This window comes from Hyphomicrobium nitrativorans NL23 (genome assembly GCF_000503895.1).
GTDB classification, from domain to species: domain Bacteria; phylum Pseudomonadota; class Alphaproteobacteria; order Rhizobiales; family Hyphomicrobiaceae; genus Hyphomicrobium_C; species Hyphomicrobium_C nitrativorans.
In genome coordinates this window covers 239,778-264,580 of the sequence record NC_022997.1, presented here as the reverse complement: position 1 = coordinate 264,580, position 24,803 = coordinate 239,778, and the positions used below count along the sequence as shown (strand labels likewise).

Annotated in this window: 21 protein-coding genes; 13 read left to right on the top strand and 8 right to left on the bottom strand. The window is 67.0% G+C overall.

Features of this window, described 5'->3' with window-relative positions; translation table 11 throughout:
* Nucleotides 1–28: 28 nt before the first annotated feature.
* A complete protein-coding gene (locus W911_RS01195; protein WP_023785688.1) occupies nt 29–1,024 on the bottom strand; it encodes an NAD(P)H-dependent glycerol-3-phosphate dehydrogenase in 996 nt (331 codons plus the stop codon).
* A gap of 184 nt (nt 1,025–1,208) precedes the next feature.
* The gene (tsaD, locus tag W911_RS01190) at nt 1,209–2,360 is read right to left on the bottom strand and encodes a tRNA (adenosine(37)-N6)-threonylcarbamoyltransferase complex transferase subunit TsaD (RefSeq protein WP_081717593.1); all 1,152 of its coding nucleotides are present in this window, start codon (nt 2,358–2,360) and stop codon (nt 1,209–1,211) included.
* Nucleotides 2,361–2,413: 53 nt separating this feature from the next.
* On the opposite strand from tsaD, the gene hemC reads away from it, so the two are divergent.
* From hemC to W911_RS01170, 4 genes are all read left to right on the top strand, one after another.
* The gene (hemC, locus tag W911_RS01185) at nt 2,414–3,346 is read left to right on the top strand and encodes a hydroxymethylbilane synthase (RefSeq protein ID WP_023785686.1); all 933 of its coding nucleotides are present in this window, start codon (nt 2,414–2,416) and stop codon (nt 3,344–3,346) included.
* On the top strand, nt 3,343–4,071 hold the full coding sequence (locus W911_RS17055) for a uroporphyrinogen-III synthase (RefSeq protein WP_023785685.1): 729 nt from the start codon (nt 3,343–3,345) through the stop codon (nt 4,069–4,071). Before hemC ends, W911_RS17055 begins: the two co-directional genes overlap by 4 nt.
* 74 nt (nt 4,072–4,145) lie before the next feature.
* Complete coding sequence (locus W911_RS01175; RefSeq protein WP_023785684.1) at nt 4,146–5,864, top strand: hypothetical protein; 1,719 nt, start codon at nt 4,146–4,148, stop codon at nt 5,862–5,864.
* A 14-nt stretch (nt 5,865–5,878) separates the two neighbouring features.
* Complete coding sequence (locus tag W911_RS01170) at nt 5,879–7,498, top strand: heme biosynthesis protein HemY (protein ID WP_023785683.1); 1,620 nt, start codon at nt 5,879–5,881, stop codon at nt 7,496–7,498.
* Here the strand turns inward: W911_RS01170 and W911_RS18250 are convergent.
* Nucleotides 7,488–7,628 carry a hypothetical protein gene (locus tag W911_RS18250; RefSeq protein ID WP_023785682.1) on the bottom strand — a complete coding sequence of 47 codons (141 nt, stop codon included), beginning with the start codon at nt 7,626–7,628 and terminating at the stop codon, nt 7,488–7,490. The genes W911_RS01170 and W911_RS18250 overlap by 11 nt on opposite strands.
* 99 nt (nt 7,629–7,727) lie before the next feature.
* Between W911_RS18250 and acs the strand changes: the two genes are divergently transcribed.
* A complete protein-coding gene (gene acs / locus W911_RS01165; protein WP_023785681.1) occupies nt 7,728–9,683 on the top strand; it encodes an acetate--CoA ligase in 1,956 nt (651 codons plus the stop codon).
* A 159-nt stretch (nt 9,684–9,842) separates the two neighbouring features.
* On the opposite strand, the gene W911_RS01160 is transcribed toward acs, so the two are convergent.
* Together W911_RS01160 and W911_RS01155 are read right to left on the bottom strand one after the other, a co-directional pair.
* Nucleotides 9,843–10,556, bottom strand: coding sequence for an extensin family protein (locus W911_RS01160; protein WP_023785680.1), 714 nt, complete (start codon nt 10,554–10,556; stop codon nt 9,843–9,845).
* A 154-nt stretch (nt 10,557–10,710) separates the two neighbouring features.
* Entirely contained in the window at nt 10,711–10,929 is a 219-nt protein-coding gene (locus W911_RS01155) for a DUF1674 domain-containing protein (protein ID WP_051388599.1), read from the bottom strand.
* Nucleotides 10,930–11,135: 206 nt separating this feature from the next.
* Between W911_RS01155 and htpX the strand changes: the two genes are divergently transcribed.
* The 5 genes from htpX to W911_RS17050 all read left to right on the top strand — a co-directional run bounded on the left by htpX (nt 11,136) and on the right by W911_RS17050 (nt 17,593).
* Nucleotides 11,136–12,080 (top strand): zinc metalloprotease HtpX, encoded by a 945-nt coding sequence (gene htpX, locus W911_RS01150; protein WP_041316914.1) that lies wholly within the window; start codon nt 11,136–11,138, stop codon nt 12,078–12,080.
* Nucleotides 12,081–12,325: 245 nt separating this feature from the next.
* Complete coding sequence (locus W911_RS01145; RefSeq protein WP_425277597.1) at nt 12,326–13,615, top strand: RsmB/NOP family class I SAM-dependent RNA methyltransferase; 1,290 nt, start codon at nt 12,326–12,328, stop codon at nt 13,613–13,615.
* A gap of 140 nt (nt 13,616–13,755) precedes the next feature.
* Entirely contained in the window at nt 13,756–15,462 is a 1,707-nt protein-coding gene (locus W911_RS01140) for a heparinase II/III family protein (RefSeq protein WP_023785676.1), read from the top strand.
* Nucleotides 15,463–15,495: 33 nt separating this feature from the next.
* Nucleotides 15,496–17,079, top strand: coding sequence for a bifunctional phosphoribosylaminoimidazolecarboxamide formyltransferase/IMP cyclohydrolase (purH, locus tag W911_RS01135; protein ID WP_023785675.1), 1,584 nt, complete (start codon nt 15,496–15,498; stop codon nt 17,077–17,079).
* Between the two features lies 1 nt (nt 17,080).
* Nucleotides 17,081–17,593 carry a GNAT family N-acetyltransferase gene (locus W911_RS17050; RefSeq protein WP_023785674.1) on the top strand — a complete coding sequence of 171 codons (513 nt, stop codon included), beginning with the start codon at nt 17,081–17,083 and terminating at the stop codon, nt 17,591–17,593.
* 64 nt (nt 17,594–17,657) lie between these two features.
* Here W911_RS17050 and W911_RS01125 read toward each other — a convergent pair whose 3' ends face one another.
* From W911_RS01125 to W911_RS01115, 3 genes are all read right to left on the bottom strand, one after another.
* Nucleotides 17,658–19,067, bottom strand: a complete 1,410-nt coding sequence (locus W911_RS01125) for an MFS transporter (protein ID WP_023785673.1) — start codon at nt 19,065–19,067, stop codon at nt 17,658–17,660.
* A gap of 27 nt (nt 19,068–19,094) precedes the next feature.
* Nucleotides 19,095–19,664 carry an RNA 2',3'-cyclic phosphodiesterase gene (thpR, locus tag W911_RS01120; RefSeq protein ID WP_023785672.1) on the bottom strand — a complete coding sequence of 190 codons (570 nt, stop codon included), beginning with the start codon at nt 19,662–19,664 and terminating at the stop codon, nt 19,095–19,097.
* A gap of 79 nt (nt 19,665–19,743) precedes the next feature.
* Nucleotides 19,744–20,439, bottom strand: coding sequence for an arylesterase (locus tag W911_RS01115; RefSeq protein WP_023785671.1), 696 nt, complete (start codon nt 20,437–20,439; stop codon nt 19,744–19,746).
* A gap of 69 nt (nt 20,440–20,508) precedes the next feature.
* Between W911_RS01115 and W911_RS01110 the strand changes: the two genes are divergently transcribed.
* The 3 genes from W911_RS01110 to W911_RS01100 all read left to right on the top strand — a co-directional run bounded on the left by W911_RS01110 (nt 20,509) and on the right by W911_RS01100 (nt 24,798).
* Nucleotides 20,509–21,219 (top strand): ABC transporter ATP-binding protein, encoded by a 711-nt coding sequence (locus tag W911_RS01110; protein ID WP_041316107.1) that lies wholly within the window; start codon nt 20,509–20,511, stop codon nt 21,217–21,219.
* Nucleotides 21,216–23,804: an ABC transporter permease gene (locus tag W911_RS01105; RefSeq protein WP_023785669.1), complete on the top strand. Its 2,589-nt coding sequence runs from the start codon at nt 21,216–21,218 to the stop codon at nt 23,802–23,804. Before W911_RS01110 ends, W911_RS01105 begins: the two co-directional genes overlap by 4 nt.
* A 238-nt stretch (nt 23,805–24,042) precedes the next feature.
* The gene (locus W911_RS01100) at nt 24,043–24,798 is read left to right on the top strand and encodes a Bax inhibitor-1/YccA family protein (protein WP_023785668.1); all 756 of its coding nucleotides are present in this window, start codon (nt 24,043–24,045) and stop codon (nt 24,796–24,798) included.
* Nucleotides 24,799–24,803 lie beyond the last annotated feature (5 nt).

Below are 24,803 nucleotides of genomic sequence, written 5' to 3'. Positions count from 1 at the left end.
TTGAGCGCGCCTCAAGCCGCGATCCGGCTCAATCCTCCGCCTTGAACGGACGCTTCATGAGGTCTGCGATGGCGTTGTCCACGGACGTGCGCCCTTCGAGGATCGCGTGCACGGCGTCCGTGATCGGCATCTCGATGCGCTTCTCCGCAGCGAGGCGCGCCACCGCCGCCGCCGTATAGACGCCCTCCGTCACCGCGACGCGTTTGGAAAGGACGGCGTCGAGCGTCTCGCCCTGCCCGAGCGCACGGCCGAGGCTCATGTTGCGGGATTGCGGACTGCCGGCCGTCAGCACCAGATCGCCGAAGCCCGAAAGCCCCATCATCGTCTCGGGCCGCGCACCGAGCGCTTTGCCGAGCCGCCGCATCTCGGCAAATCCACGCGTCACGAGCGCTGCGTGTGCGCTCGCGCCGAGCCCTTTGCCGTCCACGATGCCTGCGGCGATTGCGAGCACGTTTTTGAGCGCGCCGCCAAGCTCCACGCCCACGACATCGTCCGACCAGTAGAGACGGAGCTGCCGGTCGCCGAGCTGTTCCGCGAGCGCGCGCCCGAGCGCTTCGTTGCGGCACGCGAGCGTGAGCGCGGCGGGAAAACCGCGCGCGACGTCTGCCGCGAAGCTCGGCCCCGAAAGCACGGCGAGCCGCACGCCCGGAATGGTCTCGGAGACGATTTGCGCCACGAGTTGTCCGCTGCCCTGCTCCACACCTTTCGCGCAGACGATCACGGGGACGTCTTTGGAAACGACTGGCTGAAGTGTCGCGCTGACGGTGCGCGTATGCTGGGCGGGCGCGACGAGCAGGATGGCATCCGCCGTGCCGAGGTCCGCGAGATCGTGCGTGGCTTTGAGGCGCGGGTCGAGGTCGATGCCCGGCAGAAAAGTCCGGTTCACATGTCGTGCGTTGATGTCTTCGACCACGTCGCTCTCGCGCGCCCACAGGATGACATCGCGGCCAGCGAGCGTCAGCGTCTGCGCGAGCGCGGTGCCCCACGCGCCGCCGCCGACAACTCCGATCCGGTCGAAAGTCATGGGTCTCTGCTCCGCTAGACCATGATCGCTTCGGACCCTATCAGTCCGAAGCGTGAATCATTGGTCTCATCAAAGACATAGAGCGTCCGATCCGATTCCATCGGATTGGAAAACGCTCTGGTCATCAGTCCCGCATAGCATGAGTAGTGCGCGCCCGAGGCATTACGATGATATGACGATTGCATCAGGCCTTGACGCCCGCACCGATGGCGGCCGGCGCGTCGGGGTCGAGAGGCCAGCGCGGACGGGCGGCGAAATCGAGGCCGTCCACGAGGCCGAGCGCCAGACGCTCCGCGCCGGCCCAGGCGATCATCGCGCCGTTATCCGTGCACAGTGCGGCGGGCGGCACGGCGAGCTGATACCCGCGCGCCTGCGCAAGCCCGCCGAGGCCAGCCGCGATGGCGGTGTTGGCCGCCACGCCACCCGCGACAGCAAGCCAGCGCGGACGATCCGGCCCGAAGGTGTCCTCGGCCATGTCCATCGCCCGGCCCACCCTGTCGATGACGATGTCGGTCACGGCGGCCTCGAACGCCGCACAAAGATCGGCCACGTCCTGGTCGGCAAGCGGCGCGGCCGCCTCGGCCCGTTGCCGCACGGCGGTCTTGAGCCCGGCGAGCGAAAAATGCGGCTCAGCGCGCCCGATCATCGGGCGAGGCAGGGGAAAACGCTTCGGGTCGCCGCCGCGCGCCGCGCGCTCCACCTCCGGCCCGCCCGGATAGCCGAGGCCAAGCAGCTTCGCCGTCTTGTCGAAGGCTTCGCCGATGGCGTCGTCGACGGTGGTGCCGAGCCGGCGATAGCGGCCGACACCTTCCACGAGCAGCGTCTGCGTATGCCCGCCCGAGACGAGCAGCATGAGATACGGAGGTGAGAGACCGTCGGTCAGCCCGGCCGTCAGCGCGTGCGCTTCGAGGTGATTGATCGCGAGGAACGGCGTCCCCGATGCCAGCGCCAACGCCTTGCCGCTGACAAGCCCGGCGACGAGACCGCCGTTAAGGCCCGGCCCCGCCGTCGCCGCGATACCGGACAGATCCTTGAGGGTCACACCCGCCTCGTCCAGCGCCCCGCGTACGATGACATCGAGACACTCGACGTGGGCCCGCGCCGCGATCTCCGGCACCACGCCGCCATAGGGCCGATGCTCGTCGAGCTGGCTGCGCACCACATTGGAAAGGATTTCGCCACGCCCCGTGCCGTCGCGCCGGACCACGGCCGCTGCCGTCTCGTCGCAGCTCGCCTCGATGCCGAGCACGAGGAGAGGCCCCTTGGAGCGCGGCTGTTCGCGGGCTTCGGCCGGCACTTTTCTGTCCCGTTTGCGTTCGCTGGCCGGGGGGGGCATTAATGGCGCCGCCCCGCCGGCTCCGCCCGGCCCTACCATTGGGAGCCCACGACTTGCAAGCTCGCATCCTCCGTATCGGCACGCGCGGCTCGCCGCTGGCCCTCGCCCAGGCGCACGAAGTGAGAGGCCGCCTCATGCAGGCCCATCGCGCCTCCGAGGAGGCGTTCGAGATCCGCATCTACAAGACGACGGGCGACATGATCTTGGATCGTCCGCTCGCGGAGGTCGGCGGCAAGGGGTTGTTCACCAAGGAGATCGAGGAAGCGCTGCTTTCCGGCGAGATCGATCTAGCAGTGCATTCCATGAAGGACATGCAGACCCTGCTGCCGGACGGCCTCGGCATCGGCGCCGTGCTGGAACGCGAGGATGTGCGCGACGCGTTCATCTCGCTCGCGCACCGGACCTTGGCCGAGCTTCCGAAGGGTGCGGTGGTCGGCACGTCGAGCTTGCGGCGCCAGGCGCAGGTCAAGCGCCTCCGGCCCGACCTCGAAGTCGTCGGCTTCCGCGGCAACGTCCAGACGCGCCTCAAAAAACTCGCCAATGGCGTGGCCGATGCCACGATGCTCGCCTGCGCGGGCTTGAAGCGTCTCGGCATGGCGGATCGCATCACCTCCCCCATCGAGACGGCCGACATGCTGCCCGCCGTGGCGCAGGGCGCCATCGCCATCGAAATCCGCCTCGACGACGAGGACGCGGCTCGTCTGATCGCCCCTCTCAATCACGAGCCAACCGCGTTTTGCGTCACCGCCGAACGCGCGTTCCTCACCCGCCTCGAAGGCTCCTGCCGCACGCCCATCGCCGGGCTGGCCGAACTTGATGGTGATACGCTCGCCTTCCGCGGCATGACCTTCTCGCCGGACGGCGCGGAGTGCTTCGAAATCGCGCGCGCCGGGCCGGCGGCAGATGCCCACCGCCTGGGGCTCGAAGCGGCCGACGCAATTCTGAAACTCGGCGCACACGCCCATCTCGAAAGGGCGCACCCATGAACCTTCTCATGACACGGCCGGATCTCGGCCCCGACGGCGACGACTTGGAAACCGCGCTGGAAGACGCAGGACACACCGTAATACGTGCACCCGTGCTCGCGATCACGCACACGCGTCTTTTTCCGACGTTCGACGGGCTGCAAGCCATTGTCGCAACGAGCAGCAACGGCCTTCGCGCCGTCGCGCCGTTTCCCGAAGCGGCGTCGCGATTGCCGCTTTATGCCGTCGGTCCCGCGACTGCGGCCGTCGGTCGCGCGCTGGGGTTCCAGCGCGTCTACGAAGGTGCGGGCGATGGGCACGCGCTGGCTGCCCTCATTCGCGCCGAGGTCGATCCGTCGGCCGGACCTTTGCTCCACCTCTCCGGCGACAAGCTGGCGCTCGATCTGGCGGAAGCCCTCAAGCCGGACGGGTTCGATGTGCATCGCGCCATCGTTTACCGTGCGGAAGCCGCAACCGCGCTTCCCGACGCGGCGGTCGATGCCATCCGTAACGGCCGTCTCGATGGCGTCGTTCTGATGTCGCCGCGAACGGCCCGTGTCTATGCCGGGCTGGTGAGTGCCGCAGGCATTACCGCCGAAGCGGGCCGCCTCGTCCACTTCTGCCTGTCGGAGGCCGTCGCGCGCGAGACGACGCCGCTCGCCCCCGCAAACGTTAAGGTCGCCGCCGCGCCAAATTCTCAAGAAATGCTTGCTCTCATCGCACGCGGAGCGGCAGACTCCGCCTGATACCCAACCCTGCCCCCAGGGGGCAGGGCCAGCGTTTAAGTCCAGAGTTCGAAGTCCCTGGAGACCTAGTTTTCATGACCGACAAGCCCGATCCCGCAAAGGACGCCGGCAGGCCCGATACCTCCGGCGCGAAGCGCCCCCACGCGACGCTCGACCTCAAGGCGACGGAAGTAAAACAGCCGCAACCGGCCTCTGCGACGAGCGCGGTGTCCTCGTCCGCGGCCGGAAAACCCGCAACGGATACGAAGACGCCCGGCACCACGGCATCGTCGCCGGGCGCACCGAAGCCGTCGTCTGCGTCGTCGGGAACATCCACTGCATCGTCCGGTAAACCGCCGCCTTCCGGCATGGGTGCCAAATCCGCGCAGACCTCCCCGGCGGCGAAGCCCGCGAGCGGCGGCGGCGTCTTCTCGCACCTCACGGCAGGCGTCGTCGGCGGTGCGCTGGCCTATGCCGGTGCCGCGTTCTTGAACCCCGGCGCAGCCGTCGCGCCGCAGTCGGCAGAGCTTGAAGCCCGCCTCGTCACCGTCGAGACGGCCCTTCGTGAAAGCGCCGATCTGAGCGCCAAGCTCGCCGCTGCCGAGAGCCGCCTCGCGAACCTCGACGCCGTCGAGCAGCGCGTTGCTGCGCTCAGCGAAGCGCAAGGCAAGCTCGAAGCGGAAACCCGTCAATTCGCGGAGCAAGGCGGCGCGGCCAACGCCGAGCGCGTCCAAAAGCTCGAAGAGCAGCTTGCGCTGATCGCGAACGGAGCGCGCAACGCCAACGGAGGCGTGCCCGAGCTCGCGGCCATCACCGGCAAGATCGCAGAGATCGACAAGACGCTGAATGCCCGCATCGACGGTCTCGGCGCCGGTCGAGCTGCCGACACCGACGCACGCATTGCCGCCGCCGTCGAAGCCAGCGAAGCGGCCAATCTGGCCACGCTTCGCCTCGAACGCGATCTCGCCGAGGTGCGCTCGGGACAATCCGGCGTAACGCAAAGCGCCGACACCGCGAAGGCCGACGTCGAGCGCCTGCAAAGCGCCGTCTCCGAACTGCGGGCCTCTCTCGACGCGAGCCTCAAAGGCGTCGCGCGCCCCGCCGATGTCACCGCCGCCCTCGGCCCCGTGACCGGCAAGCTCGCGGAGCTGGAGCAGAACTTGGGCTCCGTCGTCGCGCGCGAGGAAAGCCGCCGCGAAAACGCCGAGCGTATCGTGCTCGCGCTCGAACTCGCCAACCTGAAACGCGCCATCGACCGCGGTCAGGGTCACGCCTACGCGGCCGAGCTGGCGGCCGTTGATAAGAGCGCGGGCAGCGATCTCGATCTCTCGGCCCTCGCGCGCTTTCAGGAGCAGGGCGTTGCAACGACCGCCGAGCTGAAGGCCGAATTCCGGCCGGTGATGAACGCGATCCTGGATGCCGAGGCCGAGCCTGCGAGCGGCTCCGTGATCGATCGCCTGATGGCGGGCGCAAAGTCCGTGGTGCGCGTGCGCCGCGTGAGCCACGATCCTGGCGACACGAGCGCGGAGGCCATCGTCTCCCGCATCGAAGCGGCCCTCGACGGTGGCCGTCTGGCCGACGTGATTTCCGAGGCCAGCAAGCTTTCGCCGCAGGCTCGGGCTCCGATGGAGGATTGGCTCATCAAGGTCACGGCCCGCGACTCCGTGGACCGTGCCATTGCGCGGGTGGAGGAGCGTCTCAAGGCCTCCCTCGCGGGCACGCCGGACCCAGCATCGGAAGCAGCGCCCGCAGCGGTGCCCGCGCCCGATGCGCCTCCTCCCGCCGTAGACCCCGCCGCTCCTGAATCGAATTGAGAGGACCGCGCCCGATGACGCGTCTCATCCTGTTTCTCGTTGCCGTCATTGTGCTTGCGGCCAGCCTGTCCTGGCTCGCGGACCGGCCGGGCACGCTCCTCGTCACGTGGCAGGGCTACGAGATCGAAACCAGCGTGTTCCGCGCAGTGGTTCTCTTTGCGGCCTTCATCGGTCTGGCGTTCGCGGTCTGGTCGATCCTGACCCAGATCTGGTCGACTCCGGCCACGTTGAGCCATTTTCTCACGCGCCGCCGCCAGCGTCGCGGTCTCGATGCGCTGTCGTCCGGCATGATCGCCATCGGCGCGGGAGACCGTTCCATGGCCACGCGCTATGCGCTTCAGGCGAGGAAGTCGCTGCCGCACGAGCCGCTCACGCTGCTGCTGCGCGCGCAGGCCGCCCAGCTCTCCGACGACAAAGCGACCGCGCGGCGGATCTTCGAGGCCATGCTGGCCGCGCCCGACACCGAGCAGCTCGGCCTGCGCGGTCTCTTCCTCGAAGCTGGCCGCGAGGGCGAGCACGAGGCGCAGCGCCAGTTCGCCGAACGTGCGCTGAAGCTCAATCCCAAGCTATCGTGGCCGGTGGAAGAGCTGTTCACGCTTCAATGTAAGGATGGCGATTGGTCCGGCGCGCTGGAGACGCTCGCGCTCGCCAAGCGGCACGGTCACGTGGAGCGCCCCGTTGCGGACCGCCGCCGCGCCGTTCTTCTCACCGCTCAGGCGCAGGCGCTCGAAGAGGACCAGCCTGAGAAGGCCCTCACGCTCGCGCTCGAAGCGCATGGGGCTGCGCCGTCTCTCATTCCCGCGGCCGCCATCGCCGGCCGCCTCCTCGCCGCGCGGGGCAACACGGCGCGTGTCGCGAAGATCATCAACAAGACGTGGGTCAAGGCGCCCCATCCGGAGCTTGCGACCGCATATGCCTATGCCCGCGTCGGCGACAGCCCGCGCGACAGGCTCGACCGCGTGAAGACGCTGTTCCAGCTCAATCCGCAGTCGATCGAGAGCGCCGTCGCGGTCGCGCTGGCCGCCATCGAGGCGCACGACTACGACGAGGCGCGCCGCATTCTCCAGCCTTACACCGAAGGCGGCCTGACGCGCCGGGTCGCCGCGTTGTTGGCGCGCATCGAAGCGGAGGAGAACGGCGACAAGGGCCGCGCCCGCGAGTGGCTGGCGCGCGCCGTGACAGCGCCGCGCGAAGCGACATGGTCGACGGCAGATGGCGTCACCGCCGACCGCTGGCTCCCGGTCTCGCCCGCAAGCGGCGAACTGGATGCTTTTCAATGGCGTGTCCCGCCCGGCGATCTCGAAGGCGGCGAGGACCGCATCCTCGGTGCCGATCTCACGGAGTTCATCGCTTCGAACGAGCCCGAGACCGTGATCGCCAAGGCAGCAGTGGTTGCAACGGGACCCGTGCCGGAGCCGCCGCCATCTCCTCAGCCGAAACCTGCCGCCCCCGAGGCCAAGGTTGCGCCGCAAACGGCCAAAGCCGAAGCGCCGGTCTCTGCCTCAGCCCTCGATAAGCAGGCCGACGCGCCAAGCCGCTCGGAGCGCTCGCGCCCGTTCGCGCCGTCGCGTGCACCCGATGATCCGGGCCCCGTATCCGACGACGAGGCGGACCCGCTCGGGGTCAGAGCATAGCGTCATTTAAATTCGGGAATTGCGCCGTTTTTCTCGCTCCGGCCTCGTCGGAGCGCAGGATGAGTCTCGACACGAGAACATCGCGGCGCACCGCCTGTATCGGCACGCGCTCCCCCGCATTGACTTCCATCAACTGCTTCCTCCTGCCTTAGACGAAGGGGGAAGTTGTGGCGCGAAGGCCGTTTGCTCATAATGACGGCAAATAAGAAGCATTCCGGGAGGAATATCGATGTCGGATAAGGCGTATGCCGTTACGCCCGAATGGGCGGGCCGTGCGTGGATCGACGACGCGAAGTATCAGGCCCTCTACGAGCGCTCGATCAGCGACCCCGAAGGGTTCTGGGGTGAGACCGGCCGTCGTCTCGACTGGATCCGCCCTTACACCAAGGTCAAGGACACGACCTTCGGTCCCGGGGAGGTCTCGATCAAGTGGTTCGAGGACGGCACGCTCAACGTCGCCGCCAACTGCATCGACCGTCACCTCGCCACCAAAGGCGATCAGGTCGCGATTATCTGGGAAGGCGACGACCCGTCCAAGGACGAGACGATCACCTACAGCCAGCTTCACGAGCGCGTCTGCAAGTTCGCCAACGTGCTCAAGGCGCATGGCGTCAAGAAGGGCGACCGGGTCACCATCTATCTGCCGATGATTCCGGAAGCGGCCTACGCGATGCTCGCGTGCGCGCGCATCGGCGCCGTGCATTCCATCGTGTTCGCAGGCTTCTCGCCGGATAGCCTCGCGGGCCGCATCGATGATGCGGACTCGCATTTTGTCATCACGGCGGATGAAGGCCTGCGCGGCGGCAAGACGGTGCCGCTCAAAAAGAACACCGACGAAGCGCTCGAACGCTGCACCAAAGGTGGCGGCAAGGTGCTCGTCGTCCGCCGCACCGGCAATCCCGTGCCGTTCAAGGATGGTCGCGATCTCTGGCTGCACGACGAACTGGCGAAGGTCGACGCGGATTGCCCGCCGGTCGAGGTCGGCGCCGAAGACCCGCTCTTCATCCTCTACACGTCGGGCTCGACGGGTAAGCCCAAGGGTGTTCTGCACACCACGGGCGGCTATCTCCTTTACGCGTCGATCACGCATCAATACGTGTTCGACTATCACGACGGCGACATCTACTGGTGCACGGCCGACGTGGGCTGGGTCACGGGTCACAGCTACATCGTCTACGGTCCGCTTGCCAATGGCGGCACCACGCTGATGTTCGAAGGCGTGCCGACCTATCCGTCACCGTCGCGGTTCTGGGATGTCGTCGACAAGTGGTCGGTCAACGTTTTCTACACCGCGCCGACCGCCATCCGCTCTCTCATGGGCGCGGGCGACGACCACGTCACGAAGTCGAGCCGCGCTTCCCTCCGTTTGCTTGGCAGCGTCGGCGAGCCGATCAATCCCGAAGCTTGGGAATGGTATCACCGCGTCGTCGGCGAGGATCGCTGCCCCATCGTCGATACCTGGTGGCAGACGGAGACCGGCGGCATTCTCATCACGCCGCTGCCCGGCGCCATCGCGCAGAAGCCGGGCTCGGCCACGCTGCCGTTCTTCGGCGTGAGACCCCAACTCGTGGACGACAAAGGTACGCCGCTCGAAGGCGCCGCTCAGGGCAACCTCGTGCTTCTCGATAGCTGGCCCGGCCAGGCGCGCACGCTTTACGGCGATCACGACCGCTTCGTGCAGACCTACTTCAGCACGTATCCCGGCACCTACTTCACCGGCGACGGCTGCCGGCGCGACGAGGACGGCTACTACTGGATCACCGGCCGCGTGGACGACGTCATCAACGTTTCGGGCCACCGCATGGGCACGGCGGAGGTCGAAAGCGCGCTCGTCACGCATCCGAAGGTGTCGGAAGCTGCCGTCGTCGGCTATCCGCACGATCTGAAGGGCCAGGGCATCTATTGCTACGTCACGCTCAACACGGGGGAAGAGCCGTCGGACGATCTGAAAAAGGAGCTCGTGAAGCACGTGCGCCACGAGATCGGCCCCATTGCATCGCCCGACATCGTGCAGTTCGCGCCGGGCCTGCCGAAGACGCGCTCCGGCAAGATCATGCGCCGCATCCTGCGCAAGATCGCCGAGGACGAGTTCTCGGCGCTCGGCGATACGTCGACGCTCGCGGATCCCTCGGTCGTCGATGATCTGATTAGCAACCGCCAGAACCGCAAGGCCGAGGCGAGCTAAATTCCCCTCCCCTTTGTGGGGAGGGGTTAGGGGTGGGGGGAACCCCTACAGCAGACGATCTGCAATCCCCCCCTCCTAACCTCCCCCACAAGGGGGGAGGAATTGCGCTTGCGAAACCCGCAAGCGCAGCGAAAGATTTCAGAACGCCAGAACCGGCCTTCACCTGCACGTCCACATCAGCCCGCGGTCGAAGTGGAAATGATCCTTGTGCGCGACGTTGAACTCGGGCCCCAGCGAGACGCGGAAATAGCGGCATGAGCGCCGATGCGCTTCGCGCAGGAACTGGCTCTCGCGGCCCTTGCCTTTCCAGTCGCGGATCAGCGAAATCGTGCGCCCGTCGGCGAGCGTAAAGCCGCCGATGTCGAGCGCGTTGGCGGTCGCGTGCTGGCTGCGCACGCCCTTCCACATCGGATTGCCGACGATGTTGCGGCAGCCGTAGGTGCCCATGTTGTTGATCCGCGCCACCGGTTGGCCGAACATCTCGCGCGCGAGCGGCTGCACCTCGTGCTCCATCCAGAGCGCAACCGCCGCCGCCATCTCGCACGTGATCTGCCCGACGCTAAGTTGCGCGCCGCCGACCTTCGAGAAGCGCACGGCGTTCTCCCATCCGCAGCCGTTGTCATGCGGGCGGTCGGGAATGGGACTCGCGCTGATCTGAGGTTCCTTGAGCACGGCGCGGCAAAGCGCAGGATCGAACCTCAGCGCGGACAGCCGCGCGTCGACGAAGATGCCAGGCCGCGTGTCGAGCGAGATCCGCGGAAACGGGCTCAGCGTGTTCGGAACGAGGCCGAACCAGAACGCACCGAATGCCGCAATCGCCAGCAAAAGCAGCAGGAGAATTCTGAGAAAAACACGAACTGGCTTCGATGCCATGAATCCCCCCGGCTGCGGCGCGGGGTGCCGATCCGCTGCATCGGCGGCAGGCTGAATGTCTGCACCCCTGCGTCAGGCTCGCTCCCCGCGTTAACCTAGAGTGCTTCCGGAAAAGTGGGAACCCCGAGCGCGTCGGTATTGGCCGTCGCAGCGGTCAGAAATCGCTCACGATGCCGCCTTTTTCCCAGTCGCCGTAGCGGGTCGGCTCTGGGCCTTCGCGGCCGCCGGTCTCGGGTGGCTTGCGGTTTGCCTCGGCAGCGGCAGCAGCAGCGGCCCGGCGGGCTTCCGCTTCCTTGAGGGCGCGAACCGCGGCCGGCGACAGCGGCTCTCCCGACGTCGGATGACGGACGGGATCTGACGCAGTTTCGAGCATATCGGTCGGCTTGGTCATCGCGCGGCAGTCGTTCCTTTAACGGCACATCGGCGGCGCGAGACGCTGGTCGTCGGCCACCCCCCTTCCTATATAGCATTTCCGAACGCGTGCGCGCCCGGCCGGGGCGGACGTCCGAACTCGGCCATAAGCCGCGCACAGAGTCGTGAAATTGATGGATGACCGGGAGCCGGAGTAACGGAATGCCGATGAACTACGTCAAGACGGCCATGCTACTTGCCTTCCTGACCGCGATTTTCGTCGCCATGGGCGCGGCGATCGGCGGCCAGACGGGCATGGTGATTGCCTTTGTCGTGGCGCTCGCCATGAACTTGTTCAGCCTGTGGAACTCCGACACCATGGTCCTGAAGACGTTCGGAGCCCGGGAAGTGGATGAGCGGAGCGCGCCCGAATATTACGGCATGGTGCGCGATCTCGCGCGCCGCGCAGAGCTTCCCATGCCACGCGTCTACATCATGGACAACCCGCAGCCGAACGCGTTCGCAACGGGCCGCAGCCCTGCGCGCTCTGCTGTGGCCGCCACCACGGGGCTGCTCGACGCTCTTCCTCCGGAGGAACTCGCGGGCGTGATTGCGCACGAGCTGGCGCACATCAAGAACCGCGACACGCTGACCATGACCGTCGCCGCCAGCATCGGCGGCGCGATCTCCATGCTCGCGCAATATCTCCAGTTCGGCGCCCTGTTCGGCGGCCACAACAACGACCGTGGCGGCATCGGCATGATCGGCGCCATCCTCGCCATGCTCATCGCGCCGTTCGCGGCGATGCTGGTGCAGATGGCGATCTCGCGTTCGCGCGAGTATCAGGCGGACCGGATGGGCGCGCTCATCTGCGGCAACCCGCTCTGGCTCTCCGCTTCGCTCGCGCGCATCGAGAAGGGCGTCCAGCGCATCGAGAACGAGGATGCCGAGCACGCGCCCGCGATGGCGCACATGTTCATCATCAACCCGCTGAATGGGCAGGGTATGGACAACCTGTTCTCCACCCACCCCAACACGCAGAATCGTATCGCAGCCCTTGAGAAGCTTGCCCAGGAGCTGGAGCGTAATGGGGTGAGCCTCCCGGGCGGATCGTCGTCGGGCCGGGCGCCGAGCCAGACCGTTACGCGCGGCGGCCGCGGCCCTTGGGGTTAATGAGGCCCTGGGGTTAAGATGGCGGCTGGCGACCGGAAAGCTCGCCAGCCGGGCTCCCCTGCGTTAAGCGTCTCGTCTCCGAGTGAACCGCAGGAGCGAGACGCATCTCCGACAATCCGAAAAATACGCGCGGCCGGGGACATCCGCCGAAGGGCCAGAACGCTGGCGCAAGCCACCGTCCGGGTGGCGGCCCCTCACGCCCAGACCGCGCGCCACGCCGTCCATCCGGCTTTACCGTCCGCGAGCTGGCTGTTGCCACTTTGAGCGCAGTCTTCGACGGCGGCCGCTCTCTCGACGAGGCCTTCGACGCGGCGGCAAGCCGAAGCGGAACGCTTGAGCCGCGCGACCGGGCCCTCGCGCGCCTGATCGTCCTCACCGTGTTGCGCCGGAAGGGCGAGCTTCAGGCCGTCGTCAATTCCTTCATCGAAAAACCGCCTCCCGCGTCGACCGGCGGCCTGTGGCCGATCCTGCTCTCGGCGGCCGCACAACTCCTTGTGCTCGACACGCCGCCCCACGCCGCCATCAGCCTCGCTGTCGATCAATGCCGCGCCGACCGCAAAGCGTATCGCTACGACCGCCTGGCGAACGCGGTGCTTCGGCGCGTGGCGTCCGAGGGCAAGGACGTGCTCGCAACCCTCGATCCGGTGAAGCTCAATGTCCCGTCGTGGCTGCGCGAGCGCTGGGGCGCGGCCTACGGTGCCCCGCTCGCGCGTGAAATCGCAGCCGCGTCTCTCCGCGAGGCTCCGCTCGATCTCTCGGTGAAATCCGATCCCGCAGCCTGGGCCGAACGGCTCGGCGGCCTCGTGCTGCCGACAGGGACGGTCCGCCTCGCGCGGGCAGGCCGCATCGAGGATCTCGCGGGCTACGCGGACGGCGCCTGGTGGGTGCAGGACGCGGCGGCAGCTCTCCCGGCGCGTCTCCTTGGCGATGTCGGCGGTCTTAGCGTCGCCGATCTTTGTGCCGCTCCCGGCGGAAAAACGGCCGAACTCGCGGCAGCCGGTGCCGACGTCACCGCCGTCGACCATTCGACTGTGCGGCTCGCCCGCCTGTCCCAAAATCTCGCGCGCCTGTCGCTTGCGGCGGAGATCGTCGAGGCCGACGTGACCGCCTGGGAGCCAGGCCGCACGTTCGACGCGGTCCTGCTCGATGCGCCCTGCAGCGCAACCGGCACGATCCGCCGCCATCCCGATATCCTGCACTTGAAGCGCAAGGATGACACGACGCAACGCGTGGCGCTTCAGCGCCGGCTTCTCGAAGCCGCAGCCCGTCTCGTGCGCCCCGGCGGGCGTCTCGTTTTCTGCACCTGCTCGCTGGAGCCCGAAGAGGGCCCGCGCCTCATCGCCCGCTTTCTCGCCGAGACGTCCGGTTTTGTCCGCGAGCCCGTCTCGCCCGGCGAGGCGGGCATCGATGGCGCCTGGCTCAGCCCAGAGGGCGATCTGCGCACGCTCCCGTGCCATCTCCCGCTGTCCGACGCCGCAATGTCCGGGCTCGACGGATTTTATGCCGCGCGCCTCCGCAAAAGCGCGGACAGTTGAGGCGGGGACAGATCGCGCCATCACAAAGCCCGGCTTTTCTGGGACGCTAGGCTGGGACCGACGCGGCAATACGCTCGCCGGGGCCGATTGAGAGGGCGGGCCGGCGTGCTACCATTCCCCCACCATCATCCGAGGAAAGAATGCCGCGGCTCAAAATTTCTGAGCGGATCAGGATCACGCAGCTGGCCGCCGACCGGCTGCGGCGCGGCGCCGTGTCCTCCATGCTGCACAAGCCGCCGTTTCGCTGGCATTTCGCGGCGTCCGCGGCTGAGCAGCTTCTGATCGTCCCGCAGGATCTCAGAACCGCCGATCCGAGCTTCTGGGACGAGGTCGAGGTCGGACATTTCGGCCTGGCGGGAATGGTCGCCAGCGCAGTCGACGTTTCGCCGTTCGACATTACGCCGCCGAGCGAAGCCTGGGCGCGGGAGCTGCACGGCTTCGGCTGGTTGCGCCATCTCGCAGCCGTCGCCCGGCCTGAGGCGCGCGACATGGCGCGCGTGCTCGCCACCGAATGGGCCATGCGCCACCGGGGCAGCGGCGGCGGCATCGCCTGGGAAGCGCCCGTCACCGGCCGCCGCCTCGTCTCCTGGATCTCGCATTCGGGGTTCCTGCTCGAAGAAGCCGACGCGGAGACCTACGACATCCTGACCGAAAGCCTCGGGATGCAGCTCGTCCGCCTCGCGGCGGGCTGGCGCACGAGCCCCAGCGGGTATCCGCGGCTGGTTTCTCTGATGTCGCTTTTGTTCGCGCAGCTTTGCATTTCCGGGCACGAAAACCAGGTGGCGGAAACGGAGCGCCTATTCGTCCAGGAATTGCGCCGTCAGATCTTGCCGGACGGGGGCCACGTCAGCCGAAATCCCGGCGTGCTGGTCGAACTGATGCTGGACCTCTTGCCGCTGCACAAGTGCTTCTCCGCCCGCGGCCTCAAAGCCCCGCCGGAGCTGGCCGCCGCGCTCAAGGCGATGCTGGCCATGCTCAAGTACATGCGGCTCGGCGATGGAATGCTCGCCCGCTTCAACGGCATGAGCGTCGCATCGCCTGCCGGTTTGGCGACCGTCCTGGTCTACGACGACAATCCCGGCGTCCTCCCGGCCGAAGCGCCGGCGTCCCACTATGTGCGGGCCGAGCGCGGCGCTTCGATCCTGATCGTGGACGCTGGCTCGCCGCCGCCGCTCGAAGCCGCGGCCGAGGCGCACGCAGGATGCCTCTCGTTCGAGTTCAGCGTCGGCACCGAGCTGTTGTTCGTGAATGGCGGCGCACCGGCCGCATCGAGCGGGGAGTGGCGCAGCGCCGCCCGCGCGACCGCGAGCCACAACACGCTGTGCCTCGGCGAGAAGTCGTCGTCGAAGCTCGTTCGCCATAAAATGCTGGAGGAGTTGGTCGGCGGTCCGCCGATCCGCTATCCTGAAGATGTGCGCGTCAAGGTGCACGAGCCGGACGGCGGTGTCGAAATCGAGACCAGCCACGACGGCTATGTGCGCCGGTTCGGTCTTGACCACAGCCGTACGCTCATGCTCGGGGCCACCGGCCGGCGTCTGCTCGGGATCGACCGATTGACGGGCCACGACGGAACGCTCCGCTTGCGTAAGGACATTCCGTTCGCCATCCATTTCCATCTGCACCCCGGCATCCGCTGTCGCCGGGCCGCAAACCCAAATGTTGCCATTATCGAACTCGGATCGAGCGACGACGTTTGGTGGTTCCGCCTGGAAGGCGCCCGGCTCGCGATCGAGGAAAGCACCTATTTCGCGGACTCTGCCGGCCCGCGGCGTGCGCTCCAGATCGTGGCCCGCGGCGCGACGTTCGGCGAGACCGAGGTGCGCTGGGTGCTGGAAGGCGAGAACTGAGACTTGAAACGAAGACGACGACGAGAAAGACCCATGAAAGAACCCGAACCGAGAATTCGCCGCGCCCTCATTTCGCTTTCCGACAAGAGCGGGCTTGAGGATCTGGCGCGTGCGCTGGCCGAGCGGAACGTGCAGTTGATTTCGACCGGCGGCACGGCGGCCAAGCTCAAGGGCGCCGGTTTTGCAGTGACGGACGTGGCCGACGTCACAGGCTTCCCGGAAATCATGGATGGCCGGGTCAAGACGCTGCATCCCAAGGTGCACGGCGGCTTGCTCGGCGTCAGGGGGAACGCCGTCCACGCGGCCGCGGCTGACGAGCACGAAATCACGCCCATCGATCTTCTGATCGTAAACCTCTATCCCTTCGAGCAGACGGTAGCGAAGGGCGCAGCCTATGACGAGTGCGTCGAGAACGTTGACATCGGCGGTCCGGCGATGATCCGTGCCGCCGCGAAGAACCACGCGTCCGTGACGGTTGTCGTGGACAACACGGATTTCGAGCCGCTTCTCGCGGAGATGTCCGCCAACGGCGGGCGTACGTCGCTTGCGTTCCGAAAGCGCCTCGCGGCCAAGGCGTATGCACGCACCGCAGCCTATGACGCTGCGATCAGCAATTGGCTCGGTGCGGTCGCGAACCATCCGGATGGCGATGCGACGGGCTTCCCGCCGACCATCACCACCCAATATCGTAAGTCGATCGACATGCGCTACGGCGAGAATCCGCACCAGTCCGCGGCCTTCTACGTCAGCGCAACGCCCGAACCCGGCACCGTCGCCGCCGCGCGTCAGCTTCTCGGCAAAGAACTCTCCTACAATAACGTCGCCGACAGCGACGCCGCGCTCGAATGCGTGAAAGCGTTCACGGAGCGCCCGGCGTGCGTGATCGTGAAGCACGCGAACCCTTGCGGCGTGGCCGAGGCCGACACGCTGGAGGCCGCCTACGACCTCGCCTATCGCACCGACCCGGAATCGGCGTTCGGCGGCATTATCGCCTTCAACCGCGAGCTGGACGGCGCAACCGCTGCAAAGATCGTCGAACGCCAGTTCGTCGAGGTGATCCTGGCGCCGTCCGTCACCGACGAAGCGCGCGAAGCCGTCGTTGTGAAGAAGAACGTACGCCTCATGGAAACGGGCGCCTGGCCGCTGGCCGCCACCCCGCGCCGCGAGATGCGGACCGTCGCGGGTGGTTTGCTGGTGCAGGACGCCGACCTCGCGCTCTACGAGCGCCTCCACGTCGTCACCAAGCGCCAGCCGACGTCCGAAGAGATGGCCGATCTGCTGTTCGCCTGGAAGGTCGCAAAATCCGTGAAGTCGAATGCCATCGTCTATGCCAAAGGCGGCGCCACCATCGGTATCGGCGCAGGCCAGATGAGCCGCGTCAACTCCTCGCGTATCGCCGCCATCAAGGCGGAGATGGCCGGTCTAGACATCAAGGGTTCGGCGGTCGCCTCCGATGCGTTCTTCCCGTTTGCGGACGGTTTGCTCTCCGCGGCTGAAGCCGGCGCAACGGCGGTGATCCAGCCCGGCGGCTCGATGCGCGACGAGGAGGTGATTGCGGCGGCCGACGAGCGCGGCCTCGCCATGGTGCTCACCGGCATGCGTCACTTCCGGCACTGAGATGGAGCAGGCCCCGCGCGTCAGCCTGAGGCGGGCCACGCGGGCCGATTTCGACACCATCCGCCGCTGGCTGTCGCGCCCAGACATTCAGGACTGGTGGGGGCCTGTTTCCGCGACGGAGGCCGAGGTCAACATGGCGCTCTCCTCCGAGCACGGCATCTGCCGCATGATCGAGGTGGACGGCGTGCCCGTGGGCTACGCGCACGCCGTCGACGCCACGCTCTGGGGCGACAGCCTGCCCGACGATCTGGAGCCCGGCACGTGGGATCTCGATCTCTTCGTCGCGGACGAAGCCCATCGCGGCAAGGGCGTGGGCCAGGTGGCGCTCGCCGCACTGAGGGAAGAAGTGTTCGCGACCACGCTCGCGGTTGCCGTGTGCGTGTTTCCCTCCGTCAAGAACGAGAGAGCCGTGCGCGCTTACGAGAAGGCGGGCTTTCGCTGGCAGCGCGTGTGGGACGACCCCGGCGTGGGCCTGTCGTGGTTCATGGTCTCCCGCCGCGACGATCCGCGCTAGACCATGATCGCTTCAGGCCCTACCAGCCTGAAGCGTGAATCATCGGTCTCGCTAAAAAGACGCCTCAGCGCCTCCGCGCCGTCTGCACCGGAACCATCAGGAAAAGACCCGCGACGAGGAACACGGCAATCGATGCCATGCCGAGCCGCTGGCTTCCCGACGCCTGCGTGACGACCGCGACCAGCAACGGCGCGAGGAACGCCGTCACCTTGCCCGAGAAGGCGAATAGGCCGAAATACTGCGTCATGCGCTCGGGCGGTGCGAGGCGGGCGAGCAGCGCGCGGCTTGCGGCCTGCACCGGCGCGGCCACAAGCCCGACCAGCATCGCGAACGCGAGAAACACGAGTTCGCCCGTGGACGAGAACGGCGCCGAACCGGCCACTTTGGGCACGACGTCCGTCACGAACAGCACGTGGTTCGGATCGACCGACAAAATTCCAAGCGCGCCCACGAGCAGCAGAACGAGCGACACCATGATCACGCGCTTCGAGCCCACGCGGTCGTCGAGCACGCCGCCGATCAGCGCGCCGAACACGCCGGTGAGGGTCAGCACGATGCCGAAGATGCCGAGTTCCATCGCGCCCCAGCCGAACACGGACGCGCCATAGATGCCGCCGAACGCGAAAATGGCCGCGAGACCGTCCGCGTAGAGCATCCGCGCGATGAGGAACAGCAGCATATCCTTATGCGAGGGCAGCCCGCGGATCGTCTCCCACAGCTCCGCGAGCGCGGGCCGGCGCGCTGAGGATGGCGCGACGTGCGCCCGATCCGGCACGAACAGGAAGAACGGGATCATGAAGAGCGCGAACCACAGCGCCGCGAACGGCCCCACGAGACGGTCGCCCTCGCGCGCACTTTGATCGAGCGCGAGGATGGGTTCGAGGCCGAACAGCGTGCGCCCCGTCGCGGGATCCGTAACGATGAGCCCCGCCATGACGGCGAGGCTCAAAAGACCGCCGGCATAACCCACAGCCCAGCCCGTGCCCGAGAGGCGGCCCAACTGGCTCGGCGGCACCAGCGTCGGCATCATCGCGTTCGTGAACACGGTCGTGAATTCCGCCATCGCCGTCGCGATGACGAATGCGGCGAGCACGAACAGGATCGTCGCGCTATCCGCCCCCGGCACCGCGAACCAGAGCGCGGCCAGGCTTGCGACCAGAAACACGGCGAACGTTGCAATCCACGGCTTGCGCGCCCCGCGCCCGTCCGCAAGCGCGCCGAGGAACGGACTGCCGAGCGCGATCAGGATGCCCGCCGCCGCTGCCGCATAGCCCCATAGCGCTTGCCCGTGTGCGGGTGCGGAGGCGACCGCGTTGACGAAGTAGGGCGCGAATAAAAACGTGAGAATGAGCGTGTAATAAGGCTGCGCCGACCAGTCGAACAGCACCCACGAAATCAGCGCGCGGCGCGGCGCGGGTTCCTGCACTGCGCCACCCGCCGCCGATTCCGCGCCTTCAACCGCCGTATTCTGCATGGAACCTCCCCCGAGCGTCGCCCGCCTCTATAGCTCACTCCAGCGGTCTTGGCGCGCGTCCGTTCCCCCAAGCGGAAACGCCTCTTCCACCACGTACGGCCCGCCGCCGACCTTCGGCTTCGACGACATCAGCAGAAACTCCTCGACCGAAAACGGCTTGCTCTCGAAGGCGCCGAGCTGTTCCAGCACCCGCGCCACGGCCTCCGGACGCGTGCCCCTGAGGCGCGCAAGCGTCACATGCGGGCGGAACGGATGTTTGGCGTGAGGAAGCCCGGCGCTCCTGGCTGCGCGGTCGTTGGCGCGCGCCAGCGTGTCGAGCCACGGATTGTCCGCGACACCTGCCCACAATGTGCGTGGCTGCTGCCCGCCGAAGGCCCCGAACCCCGAGAGCTTGAGAGTGAACGCAGGCTCTTCGATGCTAGAGAGGGCGGCGTGAAACTCCCGCGCCGTCGGATTGTCGATGTCGCCCGCGAACCTCAGCGTGATGTGCATGTCCTCGGGCGCGATCCAACGCGCGCCCGCAAGCGGCATCGCGAGATCCGCAAGCCGATCCGCGAGGTCCGGAGGAAGCGCGAGGGCTGTGAAAAGGCGGGGCATGGAGAACTCGATTGCGCGCGAACGAGGACAAGCGCCTATGTGAAACGGTTTTCAGCAATGTTGCACGCGGAAAACCGCATCACGACTTCGAGCCCGCCCCGCGCCTGGCCTCGACGCGCCGGATCAGTTCCTCCACGTCGGGCAGGATTTTCTCGACGATGATGCCGATGCCCTCGCCCGTGGGATGCATGCCGTCCGCGAGGTTGAGTTTCGGATCGAGAGCGACCCCGTCGAGAAAGAACGGATAAAGCAGTGCCCCGTGCGTCTCCGCGAGGTCGGCGTACATCGCGCCGAAGCGGTCCTCGTAATCCTTCCCCCAGTTCTTGGGCGGCGGCATGCCGGCGATCAGCACGTCGATGTTCCGCTCACGGAGTTTGGTGAGGATCTGATCCAGATTGTGGCGCGCGACGTCCGGGTCGATGCCGCGCAATGCGTCGTTGGCGCCGAGCGCGAGGATCACCGCCTCCGTATCGTCCGGCACCGCCCAATCGAACCGCGCGAGCCCCGCCGCGGTCGTGTCGCCGGACACACCCGCATTCACAACATCCACGGCGTGGCCCTTGGCTTTGAGGGCGGCCGCGAGCTGGATCGGAAACGCTTGATCCTGTTTAAGCTGGTATCCGGCGGTCAGACTGTCGCCGAACGCAACGATGCGGATCGGGCGTGCATCGTCCGCCCCCACTGGCGTCATCGCGGCCAGAAGCCAGAGGTTGACGAGCGCGATGGCCCGCACCATCTGACCCGTGAAGGTCGAAGCTGTCTGCTTTGGCTTCATTTTTTTGCCTCACCACGCTTCGATGTTGGTCTGCCCCTGCCGTCGTGGCACAGCTTTCGCCCGAATCTCATGGAGCCTTGCCACGTGCCCCAGCCGATCATTCGCCTTGCCGACGTTGGTCTTGCGCTCGAAAGCCGGGCCGGCGTCGTCGATATCTTGAAAGGAATCACGCTCGATGTCGCGCGCGGCCAGTCGCTCGCCATCGTGGGGCCGTCTGGCTCGGGAAAGACATCGCTGCTCATGATTCTCGCGGGGCTCGAACGGGCGACACGAGGGGATGTGCACGTTGCGGGGCGCGATTTCAATGCCTTGGACGAAGATGCGATGGCGCTCGCCCGCGGCGAGGATATCGGCATCGTCTTCCAGTCGTTCCATCTCATTCCCACCATGACGGCGCTTGAGAATGTGGCGTTGCCGCTCGAATTCGCGGGCGTTGCAGGCGCGCGCGCTCAGGCCCGGGCCTTGCTCTCGGACGTCGGCCTGCTCGCCCGTATCGACCATTTCCCAGCCCAGCTTTCGGGCGGCGAGCAGCAGCGCGTCGCGCTCGCCCGCGCCCTGGTGCCGAAGCCCAAACTTCTGCTTGCGGACGAGCCGACGGGAAATCTGGATGGCAAGACGGGTCGGCAGGTCGTCGAACTCCTGTTCGGCCTCAAGCAGAAGAGCGGAGCGACGCTCGTTCTCGTGACCCACGACGAACGCCTCGCCCAGCAATGCGAGCGCACCATCCGCATGGAGGACGGCCGCATCGTGGCCGACAACGTCACGGTCGTCGCAGCATGAGCGTCGTGACCCCGTCTGCCGGCGATACGCCCCGCCCCACCCGCTCGGGCCTTGCCCCCTCCCGCCTCGTCGGCATCGCGCTGCGCGAGTTGCGTGCGGGCCTCGGCGGCTTCTACATCTTCATGGCCTGCGTCGCGCTCGGCGTCGCCGTCATCGCCACCGTCGGCACGCTGTCGGATGGCCTCCGCGCGGGCTTCGAGCGCCAGGGCGGCGTCCTTCTCGGCGGTGACGTGACATTCGCACGGATGCACGCCCGCGCGACCGACGCTGAACGCGGCTGGCTGGCGGCCGAAGGCACGCTCAGCGAAACGGCGACCGTCCGCACCATGGCCCGCCGCCTCGACGGCGAGGAGCAGGCGCTCGTGGAGCTGAAAGCCGTCGATGCCGCCTATCCGCTGGTCGGCGAGGTCGATGTCGAAGGAGCGTCGTTCGCGGAAGCGCTTTCCGAGCCGGGCGGCGCGGTGGTCGATCCCGTCATCCTGAGCCGTCTCGGTCTCAAGATCGGCGATCCGATCCGCCTCGCGGAGGCCGAGGCCATCGTCCGCGCGACCCTCGTCAACGAGCCCGATGCGGTCGCCGACCGGCTCACCTATGGTCCGCGCGTCTTCGTCTCGCACGAAACGCTCGCAAAAACGGAACTCGTCCAGCCTGGCACGCTCGTACGCTGGCGTTACGCGCTGAACCTCAAAGACGGAGCCGGCGCGACACCTGCGGATCTCGCCGCATTCCGCGAGAAGGCCGCAGCCAACCTCTCGCAATCCGGCTTCGTCGTCGCGGATCGCCGCGATCCCTCGCCGCAGATCACGCGCACGCTCGACCGGCTCCGCCAGTTTCTCACCTTTCTCGGCCTCGCCGCGCTGATCGTCGGCGGCGTCGGCATCGCCAACGCGGTCTCGACCTTCATCGAGCGCCGCCGCAACGTCATTGCCGCGATGAAAGCGGTCGGCGCGACGAGCGGCACCGTGCTCGGCATTTTCTTGATCCAAGTGCTTGCGATTGCGTTGATCGGCGTCGTGCTCGGCCTTGCTGTCGGGCTTACCGCGCCGGGCGTGCTCATCGCGCTCTACGGCGACGCGCTGCCGGTGCGGGCCGAGGTCGCCTATTCGGCGACGACGGTCCTCGTCAGTATCGCCTACGGTCTTCTCGTCGCGCTCCTGTTTGCGCTATGGCCCCTCGGACGCGCCGAATTGATCAAGCCGTCCGTACTGTTCCGCGACGAGGTGGCGCCCGATACGGTCTGGCCTCGCCCGCGCATCGTCGCAGCAACCGCGATCATCGCGGCGTCGTTGATCGGCTTCGCGCTCGCCATGTCGGAGAGTTTGCGCATCGCGCTTTACTTCTGTGGCGCGCTGGTGCTCGTGTTTCTCGTGTTTATCGCGCTGGGCACGGCGGTGACGCGGCTCGCTCGCCGCGTGCCCCGCCCCAGGTGGCCAGAACTCGCGCTCGCTATCGGCAACCTCGGAGCGCCGGGCGGGCTCACGCGTTCGGTCGTCGTGTCGCTCGGCGCCGGGCTTTCGCTTCTGGTCGCGGTAGCGCTGGCCGATGCATCGCTCGTCGAGGAACTGACGAGCCGCCTGCCGAAGAATGCGCCGAGCTACTTCCTTCTCGACATCCCGAAGGACGACGCGGAACAGCTCCGAACCATTGTGGAAGGCGCCGTTCCTGGCGCGCATCTCGCGGAAGCGCCGATGCTACGCGGCCGCATGATCGAACTCGCGGGCCGCAAGGTGGAGGACATCAAGCTGCCGCCCGAGGCGCAATGGGTTCTGAACGGAGATCGTGGCCTCACCTATTCCGACACGCTGCCTGAAGGCTCCACCCTGGTCGCCGGAAGCTGGTGGCCTGCGGGCTACGACGGCGAGCCGCTCGTCTCCTTCGAACGCGACCTCGCCGGACACCTCGGCGTCGAGATCGGCGATTACGTGACGGTCAACGTCCTGGGGCGCAATCTCACCGCGCGCATCGCCAACCTGCGCGAGGTGAAATGGGAGAGCCTGACGCTCAACTTCGTCATGGTGTTCTCGGCGAATGCGCTGCAAGGCGCCCCCCACAATCTGCTCGCGACGGTGAGCCTGCCACCTGGTACGGCCGTCGAAGCGGAGGCCGGTCTCGGCCGCGCGGTCGGCAAGAGTTTTCCGGCCGTCACCGTCATCCGCGTCAAAGATGCGCTCAACACCGCGACGGAGATCCTGGAAAAGGTGATGGTCGCCATCCGCGTGGCGGGAGGCGTCACGCTGGTCGCGGGCGCGCTGGTGCTTGCGGGCGCGCTCGCCACCGCGCAGCGCCGCCGCGTCCTGGAAGCGGTCGTGCTCAAGGTGCTCGGGGCCACGCGCCGCAGGGTGCTCGTCTCTCACATGCTGGAATACGTGCTGCTCGCCGTCGTTGCCGGGCTGTTTGCGGTTGCCCTCGGCGGGCTGGCGTCCTGGATTGCCGTGTCCGAGGTGATGCGGATCCCGTTCACCTTCAGCGTGGAAGCTGTCGTCAAAGCGCTGGGTGTCGCGATCGGGCTGGTGCTGCTGTTCGGCTCTCTCGGCACGTGGGCGGTCCTGCGCGCCAGGCCCACGGCCACCTTGAGAGCCGGTTAATCGCGGAAAAACAATGCGATATGGTTTTTCGGCCGGCTTACGTACGTATCCGAACGGACGGGCCCGAGGCCGATTTTTTGGCGCCGCAACATTAACATCGGCCCCGAATTGCCGTATGAAGGGCGCAAGTGCCCGGCATGGTCCGTGGGCGCCTCTCTTGAAAGAGAACCGCGCCCATCTCATATGCGCTGGGCAAATTCACTTTGCGCTAGAAGTCTTTAAGGGGACTCCGACACACATGGCACAGTTTGACAGCAGATATACGCAACCGACGACCGTCGGCCAGGCCGGCGTCGACGAAGGTCTGCGCGCGTACATGCTGGGCGTCTACAATTACATGGCCCTGGGCGTCGCGCTCACCGGCGTCGTAGCCTATTTGGTGTTCTCGATGGCCGTCACGACCGACCCGGTCACCGGCGCCAAAGCGCTCACCTCTCTCGGCCAGACGCTGTACGCCTCTCCCGTGCGCTGGGCGCTGATCCTGGCGCCGCTCGCGTTCGTGTTCTTCTTCGCCTTCCGCGCGAACAGCATGAGCGTGCCTGCCGCCCAGACGTCGTTCTGGATTTATTGCGGGCTCGTCGGCGCATCGCTCTCGATCCTGCTGCTCGCGTTCACGGGCAACTCGGTCGCCAACGTCTTCTTCGTCACGGCAGCCGCGTTCGCGAGCCTCTCGATCTGGGGCTACACCACGAAGAAGGACATCTCCGGCTGGGGCTCTTTCCTGTTCATGGGCCTCATCGGCGTGATCCTCGCGATCGTCGTCAACATCTTCCTGCAGTCGCCCGCGATCTCCTTCGCGATCTCGATCATCGGCGTGCTCGTGTTCGCGGGCCTCACGGCCTACGATACGCAGCGCATCAAGGACGAGTACTACCTGCTGGCTGGTAACTCCGAGGCCGTCGCCAAGGCTTCCATCTTCGGCGCGCTCTCGCTCTACCAGAACTTCGTCGGCATGTTCGTGCACCTGCTGCAGCTCTTCGGCGAACGCGAGTAATCGCG

Coding starts and splice junctions, on each gene's coding strand:
- acs (WP_023785681.1), top strand. CDS start 7,728: ATGTCGGATAAGGCGTATGCCGTTACGCCCGAATGGGCGGGCCGTGCG.
- W911_RS01100 (WP_023785668.1), top strand. CDS start 24,043: ATGGCACAGTTTGACAGCAGATATACGCAACCGACGACCGTCGGCCAG.
- W911_RS18250 (WP_023785682.1), bottom strand. CDS start 7,628: ATGGAAGTCAATGCGGGGGAGCGCGTGCCGATACAGGCGGTGCGCCGC.
- W911_RS01125 (WP_023785673.1), bottom strand. CDS start 19,067: ATGCAGAATACGGCGGTTGAAGGCGCGGAATCGGCGGCGGGTGGCGCA.
- W911_RS01140 (WP_023785676.1), top strand. CDS start 13,756: ATGCCGCGGCTCAAAATTTCTGAGCGGATCAGGATCACGCAGCTGGCC.
- thpR (WP_023785672.1), bottom strand. CDS start 19,664: ATGCCCCGCCTTTTCACAGCCCTCGCGCTTCCTCCGGACCTCGCGGAT.
- W911_RS01160 (WP_023785680.1), bottom strand. CDS start 10,556: ATGGCATCGAAGCCAGTTCGTGTTTTTCTCAGAATTCTCCTGCTGCTT.
- W911_RS01105 (WP_023785669.1), top strand. CDS start 21,216: ATGAGCGTCGTGACCCCGTCTGCCGGCGATACGCCCCGCCCCACCCGC.
- W911_RS01115 (WP_023785671.1), bottom strand. CDS start 20,439: ATGAAGCCAAAGCAGACAGCTTCGACCTTCACGGGTCAGATGGTGCGG.
- W911_RS17050 (WP_023785674.1), top strand. CDS start 17,081: ATGGAGCAGGCCCCGCGCGTCAGCCTGAGGCGGGCCACGCGGGCCGAT.
- W911_RS17055 (WP_023785685.1), top strand. CDS start 3,343: ATGAACCTTCTCATGACACGGCCGGATCTCGGCCCCGACGGCGACGAC.
- purH (WP_023785675.1), top strand. CDS start 15,496: ATGAAAGAACCCGAACCGAGAATTCGCCGCGCCCTCATTTCGCTTTCC.
- W911_RS01170 (WP_023785683.1), top strand. CDS start 5,879: ATGACGCGTCTCATCCTGTTTCTCGTTGCCGTCATTGTGCTTGCGGCC.
- htpX (WP_041316914.1), top strand. CDS start 11,136: ATGAACTACGTCAAGACGGCCATGCTACTTGCCTTCCTGACCGCGATT.
- W911_RS01175 (WP_023785684.1), top strand. CDS start 4,146: ATGACCGACAAGCCCGATCCCGCAAAGGACGCCGGCAGGCCCGATACC.
- W911_RS01195 (WP_023785688.1), bottom strand. CDS start 1,024: ATGACTTTCGACCGGATCGGAGTTGTCGGCGGCGGCGCGTGGGGCACC.
- tsaD (WP_081717593.1), bottom strand. CDS start 2,360: ATGCCCCCCCCGGCCAGCGAACGCAAACGGGACAGAAAAGTGCCGGCC.
- W911_RS01110 (WP_041316107.1), top strand. CDS start 20,509: ATGGAGCCTTGCCACGTGCCCCAGCCGATCATTCGCCTTGCCGACGTT.
- W911_RS01155 (WP_051388599.1), bottom strand. CDS start 10,929: ATGCTCGAAACTGCGTCAGATCCCGTCCGTCATCCGACGTCGGGAGAG.